The organism is Saccharomonospora sp. (assembly GCF_027317685.1).
In the GTDB taxonomy this organism is placed as follows: Bacteria; Actinomycetota; Actinomycetes; order Mycobacteriales; family Pseudonocardiaceae; genus Saccharomonospora.
On the sequence record NZ_DAHVQP010000143.1, the window covers coordinates 1 to 20,202 of the forward strand.

A 20,202-nucleotide genomic window follows, 5' to 3' on the forward strand; every position below is an offset into this window, starting at 1 on the left:
ACGGGCCGAGGGCATCAGTAAGCACGAGGCTGCCGCGCGTGCGATCACCGAGGCCGCGGCCCGGCGTGTCCGCGACGAACGGGTGAGGGCGCTGTCCCGAGAAGGTCGCGCTCGTTACGCCGGCCTGCTCGACCGCCTCGCCCGGTGACGGTGGAGTACCTCACCCTGGAAGACCTGCTGACTCTCGCGGCTGACCTGGGTGTGCCCGAGGTTCGTGACGTCGGTCTGCTCGATTCGGCGGCTCACCGCCCAAGGGCTTCGGTGTTCGCTCAAGACGCGTATCCGTCCCTGCACGAGAAAGCGGCCGTGTTGCTGGAGTCGATCGTGCGCAACCATCCGCTGATCGACGGCAACAAACGCCTGGGGTGGATGGCCGTGTTCTCCTTCTACGGGCTCAACGGTGTCGACCTGGACGCGCCGGAAGACGATGCTTACGACCTGGTCATCGGTGTGTCGACAGGAGCGGTCAATTATGCCGACGCCGCATACCGACTTTCCGCATGGACCCGGCCGGATGTCACGGGTCCTCGCGAACCGGGGGAGTTCCGTTTCGACGGGTAGTCAAATGTGGATTCGCCAGCCGTACCTCTTCCCTCGAGAGGTCTGTCGAGCGGCCCTCTAAAGGCCCCTCTAAAAGGCCATCGTGGAATGCGATGCCGGTGATGGACGGTATGTCGGTCGGGGAGGGGCCGTCTTGCGCGGCGACGACCTCCCCAAGGGGATCAGATCGCCTTCGTGTAGTTGACGTTGGGGAACGGGGTGAACCCGAGTTCCTCGTAGAGAGCGCGGGCAGGGGCGTAGAAATCATCCCCGCCGGTGCCGATGGAGACGACCTCCGCGCCGCCGGTCTTCAAATGCGCGATCGCGTGTTCGACGAGCGCCCTGCCGACGCCGCGCCGACGGCTGTCGGCCGTGACAGCCAGGAGGTCGATCTCGCCGTGACGCTCGGCGGGCTGGAGGACCCAGCCGATGAATCCCACGATCCGCTCGTCGTCTTCGGCGATGGCGGCATACCGGCCGTCTTCCGGAGCATGCAGACCGGCGAGGTGCCGACGGTAGTCCTCTCGCCAGTTCCCGTGCCGGTTGGTGAAGACGATGTCACCGACGAGTGGGCGGAACGAGTGCTCGTAGAACGGTTCGAAAGTGTCGATCGTCAACTCGAGAAGGACCGAGAGGTCCCGGGGTGTGAGCGGACGGATGTCCATGGAGGAAGCTTTTCTGCTGAGAGCGTGAAGAAGGAACCGTCGTTTCGGATGCGACGGCTTCACTCACGGCCCGAAAGGGCCGCTCTCAGACACGGATCCGGCCCGCTGCGAAACACTCCATGCCCGCATCGTAGAGGAGGGTGGGGCCGCCGCGTCCCTCGACATCGCACGGGGCAAGCCCCTTGCCGAGAAAGTGCGATGGCTGCACGGAGATGCGACCACGTTGCCCCCGTTGGCGGTGGATCTCGCCACCATGACCGCCAACGTGGCCCAGGTGTTCCTCACCGACGACGACTGGCACGAGACGTTGCGTGGTATTCACGCGGCGTTGCGACCGGGCGGGAGGCTGGTGTTCGAAACGCGTGACCCGGCGCGACGCGCGTGGACCGACTGGACCCCCGAACGCACCTTCAGCGAGACCGACATCCCCGGTACGGGCGTGGTCCGCACGTGGTGCCAGGTGTTGGACGTGGCCGAGCCGTTGGTGTCGTTCCGCTGGACCTACGTGTTCGACAACGACGGGACCACACTCGTCTCCGACTCGACGCTGCGGTTCCGTGGCCGGGACGAGATCGAGCGATCTCTACGGGACACGGGGTTTCGGGCGGAGGACGTCCGGGGCGCCTCCGATCGTCCCGGACGTGAGTTCGTGTTCGTGGCCGTGCGCGAGTGATCACCGAGTCCGCTCGGGACATCCCCGATGGGCGTGCCACTCGTGGGCGAGCAAACCCATCACGTGCAGGTCGACCCACTCGCCGTCCCAGCACAGCGCGTGGCGTTTCGTACCCTCCCACGTGAACCCCACCTTCTCGTACACCCGGCGGGCACGCGGATTGAACGCGAACACCTCCAACTCCACCCTGTGCAGTCCCACGGTGTCGAAGGCGTGTGCGAGCAGTAGGTGAGTGGCTTCGGTGCCGTATCCGCGTCCGAACAGGTGGCCGCCCGCCAGCGCGATACGGAACGCGCACGACCGGTTGTCGACGTCCAGGTCGGTCAACACGGCCTCGCCGACGCAGTCACCGCTGTCCCGTTCGACGATCGCCAGGTCGAGCCGGTCGGTGTGGTCGGCGCGGGTGGCGTACCAGTGCCGTGCCCGTTCCCATTCCTTGCCGGGTTCCAGACCGTGGTGTGTGCCGGTGAGCCGTCGCACTTCCGGGTCGGCCAGGGCCGCCACGAGCATGGGTGCATCGGCGGTGGTCACGGGACGCAACAGGACTCTTCGCCCCGGCAGAGTCGGTTTCTCGGCGAACGACGGTGCGGACATGGGTGTCGATCTTGCCCGTAGCGGGGAGACGAAGGCCACCGAATAACGCTGCGTGGATGAGAGTGTGGATGAGAGTGTTCTCATCTTGTTCTCACGGCGGGCCAATCCACCGCGGCCTAGACTCGACCAGGTGAAACGTCCGCTCGCCATCGTGTCCGTGCTGGTTGTTGTGGGTGTGGCGCTGGCAGCGGTTTTGCTGCTCACCGATTCGGAACCGGCGACGCCGCTGCCGAAATCGATCAACGTCAGTACACCCGCCACACCCCCGAAAACGTCGTCGACTCCATCGCCCGCCCCGACCGGTACCGACGACGACCGCGACGATGACGATGACGACGGTGCCGATGACGATGACGATGACGACGGTGCCGACGACGACGGCATGGTCAACCCGCCGCCCGCGCTCGACGACGTCGACGACCGCGATGACATCGGCGATGACGACGACGATGACGACGACGGCGACGACTGATGAGTTCGACTTCGACCCACACCACGCCGTCCGGCACCTTCCCGGCACCTAGGACACCCAGGCAGCGCAGGCTCTCCACGGCTCGCGCCCGCATCATCGGCTGGATGCTGCTGCTGGTGCTCGCGGCTCTGGCGTTGCTCACCCTGGTGACCTGGCAGTTGTCCGTCGACGACGTCAACAGGCGCATGGACGAGGCGCTGCGCAGCGAGATCGGGGAGTTCGGCACCCTCACCGAAAGCGGCATCGACCCGTCCACGGGACGTCCGTTCAGCGGGGTGGACGAGGTACTCAACGTCGCCATCACCTACAACCTCGCCCGCCCCAACGAGAAGTTCCTCGGCTACGTCGACGGCCAATTCGCCTACCAGAGTCGTCAACAGGCCCCGGTGCTGCTGGCGAACGATCCGAACTTCACCGCGCAGGTGGCAACGGTGCGTGAGCCCACGGAAGGCCGCTACGAGAGCGCCGCGGGAAAGGTGCGCTACCTCGCCGTGCCGGTGCGGCTGGACGGCGATCCTCGACACGGCGTGATCGTCGCCGCCTACTTCGCCGACCAGGAACGTCAGGACGTCAACGAGCTCGCGCGCCTGATGCTGGGCGTGGGTGTGGGCACCGTCCTGTTGGCCGCCGCCGGCGCCTGGGTGGTGGCCGGGCGCATCCTGAGGCCGTTGCGGGACATCACGGTCACCGCGCGGTCCATCACCGACACGGATCTGTCCCGCCGGATTCCGCAGCGCTCCGACCGCCCCGGGGACGAGATCGGGGAACTGGTGAACACGGTGAACGCGATGCTGGACCGGGTGGAAGGAGCGGTGGCCGAGCAACGCCGGTTCGTCGACGATGCGGGCCACGAGCTGCGGACACCGATCACGATCGTCCGTGGACACCTGGAGGTGCTCGACCCGGCCGACCCCGAGGACGTGGGGAACACGGTGGAGCTCGTGGACGACGAACTCGGGCGCATGAACCGCATGGTGTCGGACCTGCTGCTGCTCGCCCGTTCCGAACAGCCGGAGTTCCTGCACCCGGAACCCGTCGACGTCGCCGAACTCACCGAGGCGATCTTCGACAAGATCACCGGCCTCGGTGACCGGGACTGGGCGCTCGACGGTGTCGCCCGAACGGAAGCGGTGCTCGACCCGCAGCGCATCACCCAGGCCGTGGTGGCGTTGGCCGACAACGCGGTCCGCCACACGGCGGACGGCGGACGGATCGTCCTCGGCTCCGACCACGGTGCCGGACTCGTGCGGTTCCGGGTCGCGGACTCCGGGGTAGGGGTGGCGGAGGAGGACCGTGAGCGGATCTTCGAACGATTCGCGCGCGGCGGCTCCGGGCGCCGTTCGGACGGCGCGGGCCTGGGCCTGTCGATCGTGCGGGCGATCGCCGTCGCACACGGCGGCAGAGTCACGTTGGACAGCGAACCGGGGCGCGGTGCCATGTTCACCGTCGAGGTCCCTACCGTGGCCGCACCGCCCCACGGACGTCACACGGAGGGGAGACGATGAGCCGCATCCTGGTCGCCGAGGACGAACCCCGTATCGCCTCGTTCATCGACAAGGGGCTCACCGCCAACGGGTTCACGGTGACGGTGGTGGAGGACGGAAACGCCGCGTACGAGTACGCGCTCACCGGGTCATTCGACCTCATGGTGCTCGACATCGGGCTGCCCGGCTTGGACGGGTTCACGGTGCTGCGCAAGCTCCGGGCGGAACGCTGCCCGATCCCCGTGGTCATCCTGACGGCGCGAGACAGCGTGCAGGACACGGTGGCGGGGCTGGAAGGCGGCGCCGACGACTACATGCCCAAGCCGTTCCGGTTCGAGGAGCTGCTGGCCCGGGTGCGGTTGCGGCTGATGTCCGATCGTTCCTCGGAGCCGACCGTGCTCACCTACGGTGGACTACAGCTGGACCTGCGGACCCGGCGTGCGCACGTGGGCGGTGACACGGTGGATCTGTCGGCGCGGGAGTTCGCGCTCGCCGAGACGTTTTTGAGGCATCCCGGCCAGGTGTTGTCGCGGGAGCAGCTGCTCAGCCAGGTGTGGGGCTACGACTTCGATCCCGGGTCCAACGTCGTCGACGTCTATGTCCGCTATCTGCGCCGCAAGCTCGGCGCCGACCGGATCACCACGGTGCGTGGTATGGGTTACCGGTTGGAGGAACGCGACTAGCGGAACCGGAAAAGTACGAAGCCTGCCGGACTCGACAGGGGAGTCCGGCAGGCTTGTCACCGATCCTTCAAGTCGCTGTCAGCTGCCGTCAGTCGTTGTCGGGCGTGTCGTCGGCGTCATCGGGCGTGTCGTCTGGGGTGTTGTCAGGGCTGTCGTCAGCGTCGTCCGGGGTGTTGTCAGGGCTGTCGTCGGCGTGAGCGTTGTCCTGCTTCCCACCGGCGTTGCCGTTTCCGCGGTCGGCGTTGTCGCCGGAGGGGTCGGCCGGTGCCTGGGCCGCGCTCACCTCGATTGGCTCGACCCGCGAGGACCCCGCCCCGTCGCTGTCGGCCATCGCGATGCCGGCTCCCGTGATGCCGAGCCCCGCGAGCGCGGCACTGACCGTGAGGACCTTCCAGTTGGGACGTGCTGCCATGGTCGTGTTCCTTTCGACTGTGTCCGTGTCGTCCGTGACATCCGTGTCGTTGTCCGACGTGATCCAGACTCGCGGCCGGTTGTGAGAACACCCGAAGAACCACATGAGGGCGTTCTCATCGATCGTTCAGCCACTGTTCGGCCACGGCGACGCGGTGCCGGGTGAGTTCGGCCCAGTCGGGCCGTTGGGTGCGGAACGGGCCGGTCGCCAGGCCCAGTACCGCCGAGGCGACGCGGGGCCGGAGTTCGTCCGGGGCGAACCGCGTCTCCACGTGGCGGAGGATGGCCCGGGCCCAGCCGCGGGCCGTGGTCGTGTCGAGCACCGCCAGGTGCGCCAGGAACGTGGCCCAGTCGTCGAGGCGATGCCCCGGTCCGGCCGTGTCGATGTCGAGCAGCCCCGTCACCGTTCCCTCACGCAGAAGCAGCTGGTTGTCGTAGAAGTCACCGTGAACGGGCACCACCGGATGTTCTCCGGGGCCGGCTTCGGAGATCGCGTCGGCGAGCGCGGCCACTCGGGAACGGTCCGGTTCCTCGGGCAGCGCCGTGAGGGCGAGTACGGCCGCGTAGTGCCGGGCGCGGCGTCGGTGATCCGTCCGCGCGGACAGCGTGGTGAGGTCGGCGGGCAGGCGGTCGAGCAGGTCCTCCAGCGTCTCCGCGTCGGGCAGGCGATGCCCGTCCCGCAGGGCCGCCCGCGCCGAGGAGCCCGGAAGTGCGGGCATGAGCGCGAGGCCGTCGTCCGTGGTGGCCAGCAACTCAGGCGCCGGAAGCCGCGCCGAGACCAGTTCATGCCGGGTGCGCAGCCCGGGCAGGCTCGCTGGGGGAACGATCTTGGCGAACAGTCGGTGTGGTCCCGCCGTGATCGCCAGGACGGCTCGCCGTGCCGGCCGGTACGCGCGGATGTGCACGGTGATCCGGTCGGTGGGCGTGATCCCGGCGTACGCCAGCACGGTGCGGAGCCGGTCGCGGTCGACGACGTGCGCCAACGCGGGAAGCGCGGGGTCGTGCGGCCATCGCCACAGGCCCACCTTCATCGGTTCGCCGTCGAGTTCACCCGCTACGACGGCGGCGCCGTCGGGTATCAGGGAGCCGGTCGCGGCGACGAGGGTCTCCCGTACGACGGAGCCGTCCCGTCGGTTCAACTCCACCGCGTAGCGGACGAGTGTGGCCCCGGAGGGGCGCACGGTCACCGCCGCGGGCCGCACCGAGCGCACACCCGTCGCATCCGTGTCGTCGGTACTTCGTGCGGCCGCGTCGAGAACGGCGCCCACGAGGTCTCGCGCTGAGTCGCCGAGCAGAACATCGAGGTCCCGGCGGGAACTGGAGGTCACGGTCATTCACCTCAGGGTGGACGAGGACCGTGGGACGTCGATGAGCGCTCGATGAGGGTTTTCTCATCGCGTGTCCTCGAAGAGGCCGGTGTCGCGATCGGACATGGGTGCGAGGCGGCTACGGCCGTTTCCGGGACTTCGTGTAAAGCGGAGCCGCCCCGCAGCCATGCGGCTTCGGATTCGTCAGGGGCGTTCGAAGACCGTCTTCTCGACGGTGTCGCCCGCGGTGGCGGAGGCGAGTTGGAGGACCAGTTCGTCCTCGTCGACGTCGCGTTGCTTCGCCAGTTCGACGATGACCTTGTCCGAGACCTCGATCATCGAGATGAGGTCCAGTCGCCACGAGTCCGACTCGCGGACGAAGGCCAGCTCGGAGCCCTCCGGCGCGCCTTCGCCCTTCACCGTCGCGATGGCTCGGTCGTCGGCCACGGTGGCCTCGTCCAATTCCAGTGACGCGATCGTCGATTCGTCGATGACGTCCTTCTCCACGGCGTACGTGAACAGCGCCACACCGTCCATCGCTTCGATCTCCTCCGTGGCGAGGTCGTGCCGGAGCAGAGCCACGGTCATCCGATCGATGGGACCTTGTTCGCCGATCTCCTCGGGCCCGCCCGTCGCGGCCAGCGTGGCCAGGTCGCCGTAGTGGTCGATCGTGCTCGTGGTGACCAGTTCGGCCGCGGCCTCGCCGTCGCCGTTTCGCAACGCCTCCCGGTAATCATCGAACATCTCGCGCAGCTGGCCCAGTTCGTCGGGCGTCGCGGCGGTCGACTCGGTCGATGTGGACTGCGTGGCGGCCTCGCTCGAGGCGTCACCGCCGTCGGAGCAGGCGGTCGAGGTCAGTGCCAGCAGCAAGGCCGCCGCCGCGGCCAGTTCACGGTTCCGGTACATCGCACTCCTTCAGTGGGGAAGATCCGCAATGTGACTTGCCACACTGCGGAGAACCGCACTGAGAGTAACCGCGATGTCACAGAGGTTCATCTCGTCGCCGTTTGGCCGTGTAGTACAGCACGGCGGCGGCGGTGGCGAGCATCAGCACGAAGGCGGTGCTACCCACCACGAGCGCTTGGATTACTCCGTCCGGCGTCGACGTGGGAGCGCTCTCCGGGGGAGGGCCGGAATCGCCGGACTCCGCGATCGCGGGCTGTACCGTGCCCACCACGAAGGTGATCAGCATCGCCAGCACCGACGCGAACGGTGCACGCCGGACGAAGCGGTTCATCGCGCACTCCCCTCGGATGCCAGGTGGTCGGATCTCTCATCCACGCCAACGTTCGGCGCCCACAGGAGAGTTGCCCGAAAAGGTAGGAATCACACGTCCGAGATCACGTGGTCGATCTCACCGGCGAGCGCGACGTCCTTCTCCGTGATCCCGCCGTGGGAGTGGGTGCTGAGGCGGAAAGTCACGGTGCGCCACCGAATGTCGATGTCCGGATGGTGGTTCGCCGCCTCCGCGCGTTCGGCCACCCGGTTCACCACCTCGATGGCTTGCGGGAAGCTCGCCAGTTCGGCGCTGCGCTCGATGGCGTTGTCGATCCGGCGCCATTCGGACAGTTCGCGCAGGGCCTCGTCGATGCGTCGGTCACTGAGTAACTCCGTCATGGACCTATCGTGGTATGTCGCCGGGTACGCTGCACGCTGCCACGGGAGTCCGGCACACCGGACTGAGAGGTGGGCATGCGGGCCCACGACCGTTCGCACCTGATTCGGATCATGCCGACGCAGGAAGGTGGCCGGCGGCCATCCTGCGCGGTCACGGCGAGGAGGCTGAATGGGCCAGGGACCGGGCCATTTGTCAACGTCGTTACGCGCGGTCGTCGCGCTGCTGTCGGCCGGTGCCCTCACGGCGGGATGCACGGTCATCGGGACCGAGGACGACTCGGCGGACGAGCCGGTGACGGTCACCCTCGTCACGCACCAGTCCTGGGCCGTTCCGCAGGAGGTGGTCGCTGCTTTCGAGCAACGTGCGGACGTGCGTATCGAGGTTCGCAAGGAGGGTGACGCGGGAGAGCTGACGAACAAGCTCGTTCTCACCAAGGACAACCCGATCGCGGACGTGGCATACGGTGTCGACTCGACGTTCGCGTCCCGGGCGTTGTCGGAGGGCGTTTTCCAGCCGTACACCTCCCCGGAGGCCGATCGGGGACCGCAGCGCTACGCCGTCGACCGGGAGCAGCGGCTGTCGGCCGTGGACGTCGGCGACGTGTGCGTCAACATCGACAGTGAGTGGTTCGCCGACAACGACGTGCCCGAACCGTCCGGTCTCGACGATCTCACCGACCCGGTCTACGAGGACCTGTTCGTCGTGCCGAGCCCGGCCACGTCGTCGCCCGGGCTGGCGTTCCTGTTCGCCACGATCTCGGAGTACGGCGAGGACGGCTGGGCCGACTACTGGAGTGAACTGAAGGACAACGGCGTGAAGGTCGTCAGCGGCTGGACCGAGGCGTACACCCAGGAGTTCTCCGGTTCCTCCGGAGAGGGCGACCGGCCGATCGTGCTGTCCTACGCGTCGTCGCCCGCCGCCGAGATCGGACAGGACGGCAAGCCCCGCACCAAGGCGTTGCTCGACACCTGCTACCGGCAGGTCGAGTACGCGGGTGTGTTGGCGGGCACCGAGCATCCCGACGAAGCGGGCAAGGTGATCGACTTCCTGCTGTCGCACGAGTTCCAGTCGACTCTTGCGAACAACATGTACGTGTACCCCACCCGGGAGGGCGTGGCCCTGCCCGAGGGGTGGGAGCAGGCCGCACCGATGCCGCGCGACTCGATTTCGCTGCCCGGTGAACAGGTCCAGGACAACCGCGAACGCTGGATCTCGGAATGGCGCGGGCTGCTCGAAGGTTGACCGCTCGGCCCGGTTCGGGCTCGGTATGGGCGGCCGGCGCGCTCGGTGCCCTGCCCGTCGCCTTCCTCGGTCTGTTCTTCGCCTGGCCGGTCGTCGCGATCATCCGATTCGGATTCGCCGACGGAGGTGTGGGCGATGCCCTCGCCGAGGCGTCCACGTGGAGGCTGGCCGCGTTCACGGTGACGCAGGCGCTGGCCGCCACGGTGGTGGCAGTACTGGCCGGGTTCCCACTCGCGTTCCTGCTGGCCCGGGTGCGGCTGCCCGGCATCACGGTGGTGCGCACGTTGGTTCTGGTGCCGTTCGTGCTGCCGGCCGTGGTGGTGGGGTTGGCGTTTCGCGCGTTGTGGCCGGACGGGGGCGTGCTGAGCATCGTGGTGGCCAACGCCTTCTTCAACGTCGCCGTCGTGGCTCGCACGGTCGGCGGGCTGTGGTCGCAGCTCGACCGGCGGGTCGAGGATGCGGCGCGGTCGCTCGGTGCGTCGCGTTGGCGGGCTTTCTCCACGGTGACACTGCCCGCGTTGTTGCCGGCCGTGTCGTCGGCGGCGGCCGTGGTGTTCCTGTTCTGCGCCACGAGTTTCGGTGTGGTGCTGATGCTCGGCGGCAACGAGTATCGGACGTTGGAGACGGAGATCTATCTCCGCACGGTGAATCTGCTCGATCTCTCCGGGGCTGCCGCGTTGTCGCTGGTGCAGCTCGTCGCCGTGGTCGCCGCTTTGGCGGTCGGCGCGTTGGCCCGCCGCCGTAACGAGACGGCGGCGCGATTGCGGTCGGCGCGGCACGCCGCGCGCAGGCCGGAAGGCGGCGAGTGGGGGGTGGTGGCGGCCGCGGTCGTGGTGCTCGGTCTGCTGCTCACCCCGATCGTTGCGTTGGTGGTCCGCTCGGTGTGGAGCCGGGAGGGCTGGACCTGGGACGGGTACCGCGCGTTGTCCGGTTCCGGGCAGGACAGCGCGTTGAACGTCACGGGCTGGGACGCGGCGCTGAACTCGTTGCGCACCGCCTCCGACGCGACGCTGCTCGCGTTGGTCGTGGGCGTGCTCGCGGCCGTGACCGTCGTGGTGTTGCGCCGGTCGCCCCAGCGGGGGGTTCGGGCGACGGGGGAGGTCACCGACGCGGTTCTGATGCTGCCTCTCGGCGTGTCCGCCGTCACCGTCGGCTTCGGGTATCTGGTGACGCTCGGCGATCTGCCGTGGGATCTACGCACCTCACCGCTGCTGGTGCCGTTGGCTCAGGCGTTGGTGATCATCCCGATGGTGGTGCGGCTGGTCCTTCCCGTGCTGCGCTCGGTGGACGAACGGCTACGTCAGGCCGCGGCGACTCTGGGGGCGGGGCCCGTGCGTGTGTGGCGCGAGGTCGATTTCCCGCTCGTGGCACGGTCGTTGGTCGCAGCGGCGGCGTTCGGGTACGTCGTCGCGCTCGGCGAGTTCGGTGCCACCAGCTTTCTCGCCCGGCCCGACGCGCCCACGTTGCCCGTCGCCATCGCCGACCTCATCAACCGCCCCGGCGAGCTGAACCACCTCATGGCCTACGCGGGCTGTGTTCTGTTGATGGTGGTGACGGGGCTCGTGGCGGCACTGATCGAAAGTGTGCGTGCGCCGCACGCACGGCTGGGAGAGTTCTGACATGTTGACGGTCGCCGATCTGACCGTGCGTTACGGGGATTTCGTGGCGGTGCGGGACGTGCACCTGGAGATCGCCGACGGTGAGGTGTTGGCGCTGCTCGGCCCGTCGGGTTCGGGTAAGTCGACGCTGTTGCGGGCCATCGCGGGACTGGAATCCGCGGTGACCGGCCGGGTGTGCTGGGACGGCGACGATCTCTCCGGAGTGCCCGTGCACCGCCGCAACTTCGGTTTGGTGTTCCAGGACGGCCAGCTCTTCCCCCATCGGGACGTGGCGGGCAACATCGCGTTCGGGCTACGGATGCGGGGAGTGGAACGCGACGCGCGGGAAGAGCGTGTGCGCACTCTGCTGGATTTGGTGGGACTGTCCGGATACGAACACCGCAAGATCACCGCGCTGTCCGGTGGTGAGGCGCAGCGCGTGGCGTTGGCGCGGGCGCTCGCGCCGCAGCCGAGGTTGCTGCTTCTCGACGAGCCGTTGTCCGGTCTCGACGCGGAGCTGCGCGAACAGCTCGCGATCGAGGTCACCGAACTACTGCGGCGCACCAAGACGACCACACTGCTGGTCACTCACGACCAGGAGGAGGCGTTCACCCTCGCCGACCGGATCGCCGTGCTCGACGACGGTGTGATCCGGCAGGTGGGTGACGTGCTCGATGTGTGGCGCGGGCCTGTGGACCAGCGGGTGGCCCGCTTCCTCGGGGTTACGACGTTCCTGCCCGGGCGGGCCGAACACGGGCGCGTGCGGTGTGCGCTGGGGGAGGTGTCGCTGCCCGGGGTCGCCGACGGGGACGTGTGCGTGGGACTGCGTCCGGGAGCGGTTCGAGCCGTCGAACTCGGCCGGGACGATCGCGGCGGGGTCGGCTCCGGTGCGGCCGTGCGGGGCGAGGTGCTGGCGCGGGTGCATCGCCGCGACCACGTGCGGCTGTCCGTGCGACCCGACGGGGACCTGCCGGAGGTGGCCGCTGTGGCGGCGATGACCAGCAGGGCCGTACCGGGTGACCGGGTGGCTCTGTCACTCGACGTCGACGGCGTGGCTTTCGTGGGGGCGTGAACGGTGGGGCCGCGGGAGACAGCGGGATATGCGGCGGGATACGGCGGGATACGGTTTGCCGACTCTGTGCCTTCTGTGTCTGTGGTGCGGCGTTTTCGGTGGCTTTTCGGGAGGTTTTCCGCGTTCATGAGACCGAACGGAGCCGGTGACACCGCCCTGGTGCCACCTGTCGTTGTGGGCACGGCGATCGTGCGGGACGGGTTGCTGCTCGTACAGCAGCGCGCGTATCCGGCCGAGCTCGCGGGACTGTGGGAGTTGCCGGGTGGGCGGGTCGAAGCCGGGGAGACCGATGCCGAGGCCGTGCGCCGCGAGTGCAGGGAGGAGCTCGGCGTCGAGGTCGTCGTGGGTGAGCGCGTGGGGCCCGACGTGCCTTTACCGGGAGGGAAGGTACTTCGGGTGTTCGCCGCGACGTTGCGCGAAGGTGAGGCGGAGCCGCGCGCGGTGGAGCATAGGACACTGCGTTGGTCGCCCGCCGACGAGCTGGCCGAGCTCGACTGGCTGCCCGCCGATCGTGTCCTCGTCCCCGCGTTACGCGAGCTGGTGGGTACCGACCACTGACGATTCGTGCTCGACTCGACGGGAAATGTCGATATGTCATCGATAGGTCCCTGAACAAAGGAAGTTCCTGGAAAGAATCTTCGGGGGGAGGGGTATTCGGACGGCTCCGGGAAAGGATCGCTGTGGGTGAACGAGTCACGACGGAGAATTGTCGTGGAGCCTTTCCGTCCCGGTTTCGGTATCGCCACGGATGTCGTGCGTGAAGTCCGCGGAAGATATCTGTGTCTTGCGCTCGGCGGGGCCGGTATCGTGGGCCTAGCGTGGAGGTATGTACGTTGTTCTGTTGACTTACACGGCCCCATTGGTCGAGATCGACTATGTTCTGCCGGAACACGCCGAGTGGCTTGGCAGGCAGTACGAGCGTGGATACCTGCTGGCCTCGGGACGCAAGACGGATCACAGCGGGGAGGTGCTGCTGACCAGACCGGTGTCGGAGAGCAGGCTCGAAGCCGCGCTGGCGGGGGACCCGCTGGTACTGCGGAATCTCGCTCACCACAGGGTCATCGAATTCTCAGCCACCCGCACCGGTCCCGAATTGCGCGCGTTGAATGAAACGCTGACCCGCTGATGAAAAAGCCGGTCGTCACCTCGGTCGCCTCCGCGAGAAGCGATCTTCTCGCGGGTTCCTGCGGATTTTTCCGCGTGACGTTCCGGCGGTGCTGTCTCAAGTGAGTCTCAAGTGAGTCCTTGAGCGTGAGCCCCGAGTACGGGTTCGAGTACGGGTTCAGGGCAGTGCCGCGTTTCGCCCGTCTGCACGCCGATTGTCGGCTCGATTCCCGGCCGCGCGCGAGAACCGCCTTCCGCGCGCCTCTATGCTGTCGGAAGGACCAGGTCGGCCGTGCGCCCGCCGGTCGCCCACCATCATTTCTGTATCAGGGAGCTTCTCGCGTGCCCACAGCCCGCACCGACATTGCCGGGAAAGTCCGTACCGACCTTCGCAACATCGCCATCGTCGCCCACGTCGACCACGGAAAGACCACGCTGGTCGACGCGATGCTGCGGCAGTCCGGCGCTTTCGCCGAACGGTCCGAGCCCGTGGATCGTGTCATGGACTCCGGTGAACTGGAGCGGGAGAAAGGCATCACGATCCTCGCCAAGAACACCGCCATCCGCCGCGTCACCCCGGACGGGCCGGTGACCATCAACGTCATCGACACGCCGGGACACGCCGACTTCGGTGGCGAGGTCGAGCGTGGTCTCGCGATGGTCGACGGTGTCGTGTTGCTCGTGGACGCCAGCGAAGGCCCACTGCCGCAGACCCGGTTCGTGCTTCGCAAGGCCCTCGCCGCGCGGCTTCCCGTGATCCTCGTGGTCAACAAGGTCGACCGTGCCGACGCTCGTATCGCCGAGGTCGTTGAGGAGACCCACGACCTGCTGCTGGAACTGGCCGGTGAGATCGAGGGGATGGACGACGACGCGCTCGACGCGGTGTTGTCGATGCCGGTGGTCTACGCTGCCGCCAGGTCGGGCATGGCGAGCCTCGAACGGCCTGCCAACGGCGAGCTCCCCGACGGCGACGACCTCGACCCGTTGTTTGAGGTGTTGTTCGAGCACATCCCCGTGCCGAAGGCTGATCCGGACGCGCCGTTGCGCGCGCTCGTCACCAACCTGGACGCGTCCAGCTTCCTCGGCCGCATCGCGCTGCTGCGCATCCACGCCGGTCGGCTGCGCAAGGGGCAGACGGTCGCATGGCTGCGGGAGGACGGGTCCGTGCAGAGTGTCCGTGTCTCCGAACTGCTCGTCACCGAAGCGCTCACCCGGGTGCCCGCCGAGGAGGCGAGCGCCGGTGATCTCGTGGCCATCGCGGGTATCCCCGACATCACCATCGGCGACACGCTCGCCGACCCGGAGCACCCCGAACCGCTGCCGCGTATCACGGTGGACGAACCCGCCATCTCGATGACGTTCGGGGTCAACACCTCGCCGCTCGCGGGTCGTGGTGGCGGCGACAAACTCACCGCCCGGTTGCTCAAGGCGCGGCTGGACAGCGAGCTCGTCGGCAACGTCAGTCTCCGCGTGCTGCCCACCGAACGTCCCGACACCTGGGAGGTGCAGGGCCGGGGCGAGCTCGCGCTCGCGATCCTCGTGGAGACCATGCGGCGTGAAGGTTTCGAACTGACCGTCGGCAAGCCGCAGGTGGTCACCCGCACCATCGACGGCACCCTGCACGAGCCGTTCGAGCGGCTCTACATCGACGTGCCCGAAGAGCACCTCGGCGCCGTGACGCAGCTGCTGGCCGCCCGTAAGGGCCGCATGGAGCAGATGGACGGCCACGGCACCGGGCGGGTCAAGCTGGAGTACGTGCTCCCGTCGCGGGGTCTTATCGGGTTCCGCAGCAGTTTCCTCACCGAGACCAGGGGCACGGGCATCGCCAACCACATCTTCGAGGGTTATTTCCCCTGGACAGGCGAAATCCGTGCGCGGCACAGTGGTTCGCTGGTCGCGGACAGGTCCGGCCCTGTCAGCGCCTACGCGCTCCTGCAGTTGGCCGATCGCGGCACGTTCTTCGTCGAACCCGGCGACGAAGTGTACGAGGGCATGGTCGTGGGTGAAAGCCCCCGTGCCGAGGACCTCGACGTCAACATCACCAAGGAGAAGAAGCTCACCAACATGCGGTCTTCGACCGCCGACGAGCTCGAACGGCTGGCCCGGCCACGCATTCTCAGCCTGGAGGAGGCGCTCGAATTCTGCGCTTCCGACGAATGCGTCGAGGTCACGCCCAAGGTGGTGCGGCTGCGCAAGGTCGTCCTCGACTCGTCGCAGCGCGCCAAGCAGCGGTCCAGGGACCGTCGCCGCGACCGCAACGTGTGATTCGCCGGCGAGGCGACCGACACAGTTCCCGTGTCCGGCACCTTGTCACGGACGGGCTTGAGAGACTGTGGAACCACATGGTCGGCCCGCGCGTCAGCCAAGCAGGGGAACCGAAAGAGTCGGATGGGCGAGCGGGTGTGTTCTCCGGTCTGGCAGGCTCACCGGACGCGGCACCGTCGATGTGAGACCGGGGTGGGTCGGTGCCAGGTGATGAGCAGGGAGGGGCTGCGACGTGCGAACGAACGGTGGTCGGAAAACACCTTGGTTGGTCGCGCTGGTGCTGGCCCTCGCCGGTGTGCTGGTCGCGTGTTCGAACACCCCGCCCCCGCCCGTCGTGAGCTCCCCGGTCGCTGAAACTTCTGAACCGCCTGCCGAAACGCCTTCCCAGATCGTCGCCGTGGTGGACGACATCGTCGGCGGCTACAACCCGCACTTGCTCGCCGATGCCTCCACGGTGACCACGGCGTTGTCCCAGCTGCTGTTGCCTTCGGTGTTCCGGCCGAGCGAGGAAGACGGTTTCACGCTCGACGACAGCCTGATGGAATCGGCCGAGGTGACCAGTGAGGACCCCTTCACGGTCACCTACCGCATCCGGCCGGACGCCTCCTGGTCCGACGGTGCGCCCATCGCCGTGGAGGACTTCTCCTACCTCGCCCAGGCCATGAAGACTCAACCGGGCGTGGTCAATCCCGCGGGCTACGAGTTGATCTCCTCGATCGAACCCGGTGAGGGCGGCAAGCTGGTTCGGGTCATGTTCTCCGAGCCCTACCCCGGCTGGCGGACGCTGTTCTCCAATCTGTTGCCCGCGCACCTGATGAAGGACGCTCCGGGGGGTTGGCGGGGCGCGCTGGCCGAGAGTTTCCCCGCGTACGGTGGCCCGTTCGGGATCAAGACGATCGACACCGCCAGGGGTGAGCTCGTGCTCGAACGCAACGAGCGGTACTGGGAGAAGCCCGCGGCCGTGGACCGCATCGTGCTCCAGCGGGCGGACGGGCCGGGCATGGTGTCGGCTCTGCGCAGCGGAAGCGCCCAGTTCGCGCTCGGCAGCGTCAACGGTGACACCCGCAAACTGCTCGCCGACCTCGGTGAGGACGTCGACCTGAGCGTGGTGGCCCAGCCGTACGTGGTGGACGTGGTGCTGCGACCGGTCGGTCCGGCGCTGGTCGAGGACGAGGTCCGCGAGGCCGTCAGCGCTTTGATCGACCGCGACGCGCTCATCGACGAGGGCACGAGGGGCGGGGACTCCGCCGATCTACGCGCCAGCGCGCAGGTGCTGCCACCGTCGGAGGAGGAATACAAACACACCATTCCCGGCTCCGGTGCGCCGTTGCGGCGGGACACCGAGAAGGCGTACGAGTTGCTGGCCGAGGCGGGTTACGAACGCGAGGCGGGCAGTTGGGTCCGGGACGGGCGCACATTGTCGCTCGTGGTGGCCTCGCCGGGGCAGAAACAACCGTATGCCCGCATCGCGGCGAAGCTGGAGGAGCAGCTGATCGCCGAGGGAATCGACGTCAACGTCGTTCACCCGCCGTCGGAGGAGTTGTTCGGTTCTGCGTTGTCCGCACCCGTCGACTTGGACGGCGGTGCCCACGGTGAACCCGCCCCCACCAATGGGCAGGTCGGGATCGACATCGCCGTGATCCCCCGCGCCGTCAGCGCCGACCCGGCCACCACGCTGGCATCGTGGTTCGGCTGCGGATCGGGGGACCGGGACGGTGACACCGACGGTGACGCCGAGAACACCGACGACGCCGACGACGCCGAAGGAGAATCGAAGGACTCGAACGCGGGAGACGGCGAATCCGGCGAGACCGGCCGGGAATCCGACTCCACCTCGACAGCGGAGCCGGGCAAGTCGAACGACACGGACACGGCGGAGGCCGGACAGGTCGTGCCGACCAACGTGGCCGGGTTCTGCGATTTGGAGTTGCAGTCCGTGATCGACTCCGTGCTCACGGGCGAGACGTCGTTGAAGCAAGGACTCGCCGATGTGGAGCCCGAGCTCTGGGCCCAGAGGATCTCCATCCCGTTGTTCCAGCTGGCCGACACTCTCGCCGTGGGGCCCGGGGTGTCCGGTGTGACCGCCGGACCTCCACTGGCCGGGCCGTTCTCGTCGGCTGTCGACTGGACTCGTGCGCCTCGATAGTCCTCCCGGGGCGTGCCCTCTCCACCACAGTGATCACCCGGATATCGGCAAATGTAGTAATCGACTGCTCAGTCAGTGTCAATAGTGGTCACTGTTCGTTACTGATGTATGTTGCGTTCGCTAGATAGATGTCACCCTTTGGTCACGATCTTTCAAGAAGTAATGACCGATGGTGGTCATCCTTCTTAGCGTTCCCCCGCAGTGCGCCAATCGAGTGTGATGGGCGTGTCATAAGCTCCGGCGCTAACCGGAGAGTGTGGGTCCCCAAAAATCGGAAGTCCGGGACTCAGTGCTAGGAGGGCACGTAATGAGGAGATCGAAGGTCATCTCCGCGTGGTCGCTGCTCGCCGCGTCAGCGCTCGTGCTGACCGCGTGCGGCGGCGGCGGTGACGCGGGTGGGAACGGCTCGACCAGTGACGCCGCGAGTATGGCGGAGGGCAAGGCGCAGGAAGGTGACACCTTCGTGCTCGCCGACGTGCCTGAGATGGACCCGGTCACGGTGGCCGTCGACGAAGGCTACTCCGCGTACAACAACGACACCGCCGACGCCAACAGCTCGTACAACACCTACGTTCTGGTCAGTGTGCTCTCGGGCGCCACCGTGCTGGACGGCAACAACAAGGTGTTGCTCAACGGCGACGTGATGGAGTCCATCGAGCTGACCTCCGAAGACCCTTTCACCGTCGAGTGGAAGATCAAGGAGGGCGTCAAGTGGTCGGACGAGGACCAGTGGGACTGCCGTGAGTTCTACCTCTCGTGGCTGGCTCACTCCGGCACGACCGAAGGCTTCAACGCGGCGTCCACCACGGGTTACGAGCTCATCGAGCCCGAGTGCGTCGACGACTACACCTTCAAGGGTGTTTTCAGCGAGCCCTACCTCGACTACGAGGAACTGTTCAACAGCACGAGCATGATGCCCGCGCACATCGTGGAGCAGGAGCTCGGCATCTCCGACATCCGTGAGGTCGAGCCGGGTTCGGCTGAGGCCGAGAAGGTCGCCGACTTCTGGGCCGGTGAGTGGAAGGGCTTCAAGCCCGAGCTCATGCCGGGATCGGGTCCTTACAAGATCAAGTCCTTCGACAGCAACTCCGACACGGTGGTTCTGGAGAAGAACCCGCACTGGATCGGCGCGAAGGGTGGCCCGAAGGAGGTCACGGTCCGCGCGATCCCGGACACCAAGGCCATGGCGACCGCGCTGCAGAACGGTGAGATCGACGTCGTCGCGTCGACCCAGCCGGACGTGACCGCGGCCGACACCCTCAAGAGCCTGACCTCGCAGGGTGTGACGTACGCCTCCGCTCCGCAGCTCACCTACGAGCACCTCGACCTGAACCTGAACCGTGAGGTCTTCAAGGACGAGGCCGCTCGTAAGGCGTTCTTCCAGGTCGTCGACCGGGAGGAGATCGTCAACAAGCTGCTCAAGCCGGTCCAGGAGGACGCCGAGCCGCTGGGCAGCATCGTCTTCTTCACCGGTGAGGAAGGCTACGAGGACCGTTACAGCGACAAGATGGGTCAGGGGCCCGAAGCGGCCATGAAGACCCTGGAAGAGGGCGGCTGGAAGAAGGGCGAGGACGGCATCTACGAGAAGGACGGGGTGCGGTTCTCGGTCTCCATCTCGCACAACGAGAACGAGCGTCGTAGCCAGACGGTCGAGATCATCCAGTCGCAGGCTCAGGCCGCCGGCATCGAGGTCAAGGACGACACGGACCCGAACTTCCTCAAGGGCCGCGTCGACAAGGGTGACTACGACATCGCCCTGTTCGGCTGGTCGTCCGCGCCGTTCAAGGCCACGCAGAAGTCCCTCTACATCACCGACGGTGGGCAGAACTGGCAGGGCCTGTCCGACCCGAAGATCGATGAGGCCTACGCGAAGGCGACCTCGGCGACCTCGGAGGAGGAGGCTCTGGAGCACTACATCGCGGCCGACGAGGCGATCGCGGAGAACTACGCGACGATCCCGCTGTTCGAAACGCCGTCGATGTGGGCTTTCCGGGGAATTGACCGCGTGTACATGCAGTCGTACTACGGTGCACTGTGGAACGTCGGGGAGTGGGAGGCCGCCGAGTAATCGGCGGGTCTCTCGCGTCACCGGCTGACGTCTGACGCTGTCGGGGGCCGGTCACCCGCCGGTCCCCGACGGCCGACGTTAGTAGCTGTTCACGCAAACCCGACCCCCACTACCGTGGGACGGGACGGTGACGAAATAATTCCGGGCGATCCCGGGACTAGGAGCAAGTCGTTGAACCTGGTTTTCTACATCCTTCGCCGTCTGGCGATATCGATTCCGATCCTGTTGATCGGAAGCTTCTTGGTTTTCGTGATGGTGGC

Annotated in this window: 21 protein-coding genes and 1 riboswitch; of the genes, 14 read left to right on the forward strand and 7 right to left on the reverse strand. The window is 67.3% G+C overall.

The genetic code is table 11. The features are described 5' to 3' along the window. Positions 1-148: CopG family transcriptional regulator (locus M7H19_RS17550; RefSeq protein WP_277068567.1), on the forward strand; the 148-nt coding region annotated here is incomplete at its 5' end. Then, the gene (locus M7H19_RS17555; RefSeq protein WP_298182888.1) at positions 145-561 is read left to right on the forward strand and encodes a type II toxin-antitoxin system death-on-curing family toxin; all 417 of its coding nucleotides are present in this window, start codon (positions 145-147) and stop codon (positions 559-561) included. The genes M7H19_RS17550 and M7H19_RS17555, both read left to right, overlap by 4 nt. A gap of 161 nt (positions 562-722) precedes the next feature. Here M7H19_RS17555 and M7H19_RS17560 read toward each other — a convergent pair whose 3' ends face one another. Then, positions 723-1,157: a GNAT family N-acetyltransferase gene (locus M7H19_RS17560; RefSeq protein WP_298182890.1), complete on the reverse strand. Its 435-nt coding sequence runs from the start codon at positions 1,155-1,157 to the stop codon at positions 723-725. Between the two features lie 241 nt (positions 1,158-1,398). Here M7H19_RS17560 and M7H19_RS17565 point away from each other — a divergent pair, with 241 nt between their 5' ends. Then, positions 1,399-1,878: a class I SAM-dependent methyltransferase gene (locus M7H19_RS17565; protein ID WP_363321384.1), complete on the forward strand. Its 480-nt coding sequence runs from the start codon at positions 1,399-1,401 to the stop codon at positions 1,876-1,878. Here M7H19_RS17565 and M7H19_RS17570 read toward each other — a convergent pair whose 3' ends face one another. Beyond that, positions 1,879-2,472 (reverse strand): GNAT family protein, encoded by a 594-nt coding sequence (locus M7H19_RS17570; RefSeq protein ID WP_298182895.1) that lies wholly within the window; start codon positions 2,470-2,472, stop codon positions 1,879-1,881. A gap of 130 nt (positions 2,473-2,602) precedes the next feature. Between M7H19_RS17570 and M7H19_RS17575 the strand changes: the two genes are divergently transcribed. Genes M7H19_RS17575 through M7H19_RS17585 form a run of 3 tightly spaced genes read left to right on the forward strand, consistent with a single transcriptional unit; the run spans position 2,603 to position 5,111 of the window. Then, positions 2,603-2,944 (forward strand): hypothetical protein, encoded by a 342-nt coding sequence (locus tag M7H19_RS17575; protein WP_298182898.1) that lies wholly within the window; start codon positions 2,603-2,605, stop codon positions 2,942-2,944. Continuing rightward, complete coding sequence (locus M7H19_RS17580) at positions 2,944-4,449, forward strand: HAMP domain-containing sensor histidine kinase (protein WP_298182901.1); 1,506 nt, start codon at positions 2,944-2,946, stop codon at positions 4,447-4,449. The genes M7H19_RS17575 and M7H19_RS17580 overlap by 1 nt, the downstream gene beginning before the upstream one ends. Continuing rightward, positions 4,446-5,111 carry a response regulator transcription factor gene (locus tag M7H19_RS17585; RefSeq protein ID WP_298182903.1) on the forward strand — a complete coding sequence of 222 codons (666 nt, stop codon included), beginning with the start codon at positions 4,446-4,448 and terminating at the stop codon, positions 5,109-5,111. Before M7H19_RS17580 ends, M7H19_RS17585 begins: the two co-directional genes overlap by 4 nt. A gap of 88 nt (positions 5,112-5,199) precedes the next feature. Here the strand turns inward: M7H19_RS17585 and M7H19_RS17590 are convergent, their stop codons facing one another. From M7H19_RS17590 to M7H19_RS17610, 5 genes are all read right to left on the reverse strand, one after another. Next, positions 5,200-5,523, reverse strand: a complete 324-nt coding sequence (locus tag M7H19_RS17590) for a hypothetical protein (RefSeq protein WP_298182908.1) — start codon at positions 5,521-5,523, stop codon at positions 5,200-5,202. Positions 5,524-5,638: 115 nt separating this feature from the next. After that, complete coding sequence (locus M7H19_RS17595) at positions 5,639-6,856, reverse strand: phosphotransferase (RefSeq protein WP_298182910.1); 1,218 nt, start codon at positions 6,854-6,856, stop codon at positions 5,639-5,641. A gap of 177 nt (positions 6,857-7,033) precedes the next feature. Then, positions 7,034-7,735 (reverse strand): hypothetical protein, encoded by a 702-nt coding sequence (locus M7H19_RS17600; RefSeq protein WP_298182912.1) that lies wholly within the window; start codon positions 7,733-7,735, stop codon positions 7,034-7,036. Positions 7,736-7,811: 76 nt separating this feature from the next. Then, on the reverse strand, positions 7,812-8,066 hold the full coding sequence (locus M7H19_RS17605) for a hypothetical protein (protein WP_298182915.1): 255 nt from the start codon (positions 8,064-8,066) through the stop codon (positions 7,812-7,814). 89 nt (positions 8,067-8,155) lie between these two features. Then, positions 8,156-8,446, reverse strand: a complete 291-nt coding sequence (locus M7H19_RS17610; protein ID WP_298182918.1) for a 4a-hydroxytetrahydrobiopterin dehydratase — start codon at positions 8,444-8,446, stop codon at positions 8,156-8,158. A gap of 31 nt (positions 8,447-8,477) precedes the next feature. Continuing rightward, positions 8,478-8,589: riboswitch (TPP riboswitch) on the forward strand. A gap of 26 nt (positions 8,590-8,615) precedes the next feature. On the opposite strand from M7H19_RS17610, the gene M7H19_RS17615 reads away from it, so the two are divergent. From M7H19_RS17615 to M7H19_RS17650, 8 genes are all read left to right on the forward strand, one after another. Further along, on the forward strand, positions 8,616-9,689 hold the full coding sequence (locus M7H19_RS17615) for a thiamine ABC transporter substrate-binding protein (RefSeq protein ID WP_298182921.1): 1,074 nt from the start codon (positions 8,616-8,618) through the stop codon (positions 9,687-9,689). Next, a complete protein-coding gene (locus tag M7H19_RS17620) occupies positions 9,665-11,308 on the forward strand; it encodes an iron ABC transporter permease (RefSeq protein WP_298182924.1) in 1,644 nt (547 codons plus the stop codon). The genes M7H19_RS17615 and M7H19_RS17620 overlap by 25 nt, the downstream gene beginning before the upstream one ends. 1 nt (position 11,309) lies before the next feature. Next, positions 11,310-12,359 (forward strand): ABC transporter ATP-binding protein, encoded by a 1,050-nt coding sequence (locus M7H19_RS17625; protein ID WP_298182927.1) that lies wholly within the window; start codon positions 11,310-11,312, stop codon positions 12,357-12,359. A gap of 126 nt (positions 12,360-12,485) precedes the next feature. Next, complete coding sequence (locus tag M7H19_RS17630) at positions 12,486-12,917, forward strand: NUDIX domain-containing protein (RefSeq protein WP_298182930.1); 432 nt, start codon at positions 12,486-12,488, stop codon at positions 12,915-12,917. Between the two features lie 268 nt (positions 12,918-13,185). Then, positions 13,186-13,485: a YciI family protein gene (locus tag M7H19_RS17635; RefSeq protein WP_298182933.1), complete on the forward strand. Its 300-nt coding sequence runs from the start codon at positions 13,186-13,188 to the stop codon at positions 13,483-13,485. A gap of 320 nt (positions 13,486-13,805) precedes the next feature. Then, on the forward strand, positions 13,806-15,728 hold the full coding sequence (gene typA, locus M7H19_RS17640; protein ID WP_298182936.1) for a translational GTPase TypA: 1,923 nt from the start codon (positions 13,806-13,808) through the stop codon (positions 15,726-15,728). A 232-nt stretch (positions 15,729-15,960) separates the two neighbouring features. Beyond that, the gene (locus M7H19_RS17645) at positions 15,961-17,874 is read left to right on the forward strand and encodes an ABC transporter family substrate-binding protein (protein WP_298182938.1); all 1,914 of its coding nucleotides are present in this window, start codon (positions 15,961-15,963) and stop codon (positions 17,872-17,874) included. A 307-nt stretch (positions 17,875-18,181) separates the two neighbouring features. After that, the gene (locus M7H19_RS17650; protein WP_298182941.1) at positions 18,182-19,942 is read left to right on the forward strand and encodes an ABC transporter family substrate-binding protein; all 1,761 of its coding nucleotides are present in this window, start codon (positions 18,182-18,184) and stop codon (positions 19,940-19,942) included. The last annotated feature ends 260 nt before the right edge of the window (positions 19,943-20,202 follow it).

Bases quoted from the DNA above. Each gene is read 5' to 3' on its own strand.
- M7H19_RS17650 (WP_298182941.1), top strand. From the start codon at position 18,182: ATGAGGAGATCGAAGGTCATCTCCGCGTGGTCGCTGCTCGCCGCGTCA.
- M7H19_RS17585 (WP_298182903.1), top strand. From the start codon at position 4,446: ATGAGCCGCATCCTGGTCGCCGAGGACGAACCCCGTATCGCCTCGTTC.
- M7H19_RS17605 (WP_298182915.1), bottom strand. From the start codon at position 8,066: ATGAACCGCTTCGTCCGGCGTGCACCGTTCGCGTCGGTGCTGGCGATG.
- M7H19_RS17620 (WP_298182924.1), top strand. From the start codon at position 9,665: ATGGCGCGGGCTGCTCGAAGGTTGACCGCTCGGCCCGGTTCGGGCTCG.
- M7H19_RS17630 (WP_298182930.1), top strand. From the start codon at position 12,486: ATGAGACCGAACGGAGCCGGTGACACCGCCCTGGTGCCACCTGTCGTT.
- M7H19_RS17625 (WP_298182927.1), top strand. From the start codon at position 11,310: ATGTTGACGGTCGCCGATCTGACCGTGCGTTACGGGGATTTCGTGGCG.
- M7H19_RS17580 (WP_298182901.1), top strand. From the start codon at position 2,944: ATGAGTTCGACTTCGACCCACACCACGCCGTCCGGCACCTTCCCGGCA.
- M7H19_RS17590 (WP_298182908.1), bottom strand. From the start codon at position 5,523: ATGGCAGCACGTCCCAACTGGAAGGTCCTCACGGTCAGTGCCGCGCTC.
- M7H19_RS17615 (WP_298182921.1), top strand. From the start codon at position 8,616: ATGGGCCAGGGACCGGGCCATTTGTCAACGTCGTTACGCGCGGTCGTC.
- M7H19_RS17595 (WP_298182910.1), bottom strand. From the start codon at position 6,856: ATGACCGTGACCTCCAGTTCCCGCCGGGACCTCGATGTTCTGCTCGGC.
- M7H19_RS17635 (WP_298182933.1), top strand. From the start codon at position 13,186: ATGTACGTTGTTCTGTTGACTTACACGGCCCCATTGGTCGAGATCGAC.
- M7H19_RS17600 (WP_298182912.1), bottom strand. From the start codon at position 7,735: ATGTACCGGAACCGTGAACTGGCCGCGGCGGCGGCCTTGCTGCTGGCA.
- M7H19_RS17570 (WP_298182895.1), bottom strand. From the start codon at position 2,472: ATGTCCGCACCGTCGTTCGCCGAGAAACCGACTCTGCCGGGGCGAAGA.
- M7H19_RS17610 (WP_298182918.1), bottom strand. From the start codon at position 8,446: ATGACGGAGTTACTCAGTGACCGACGCATCGACGAGGCCCTGCGCGAA.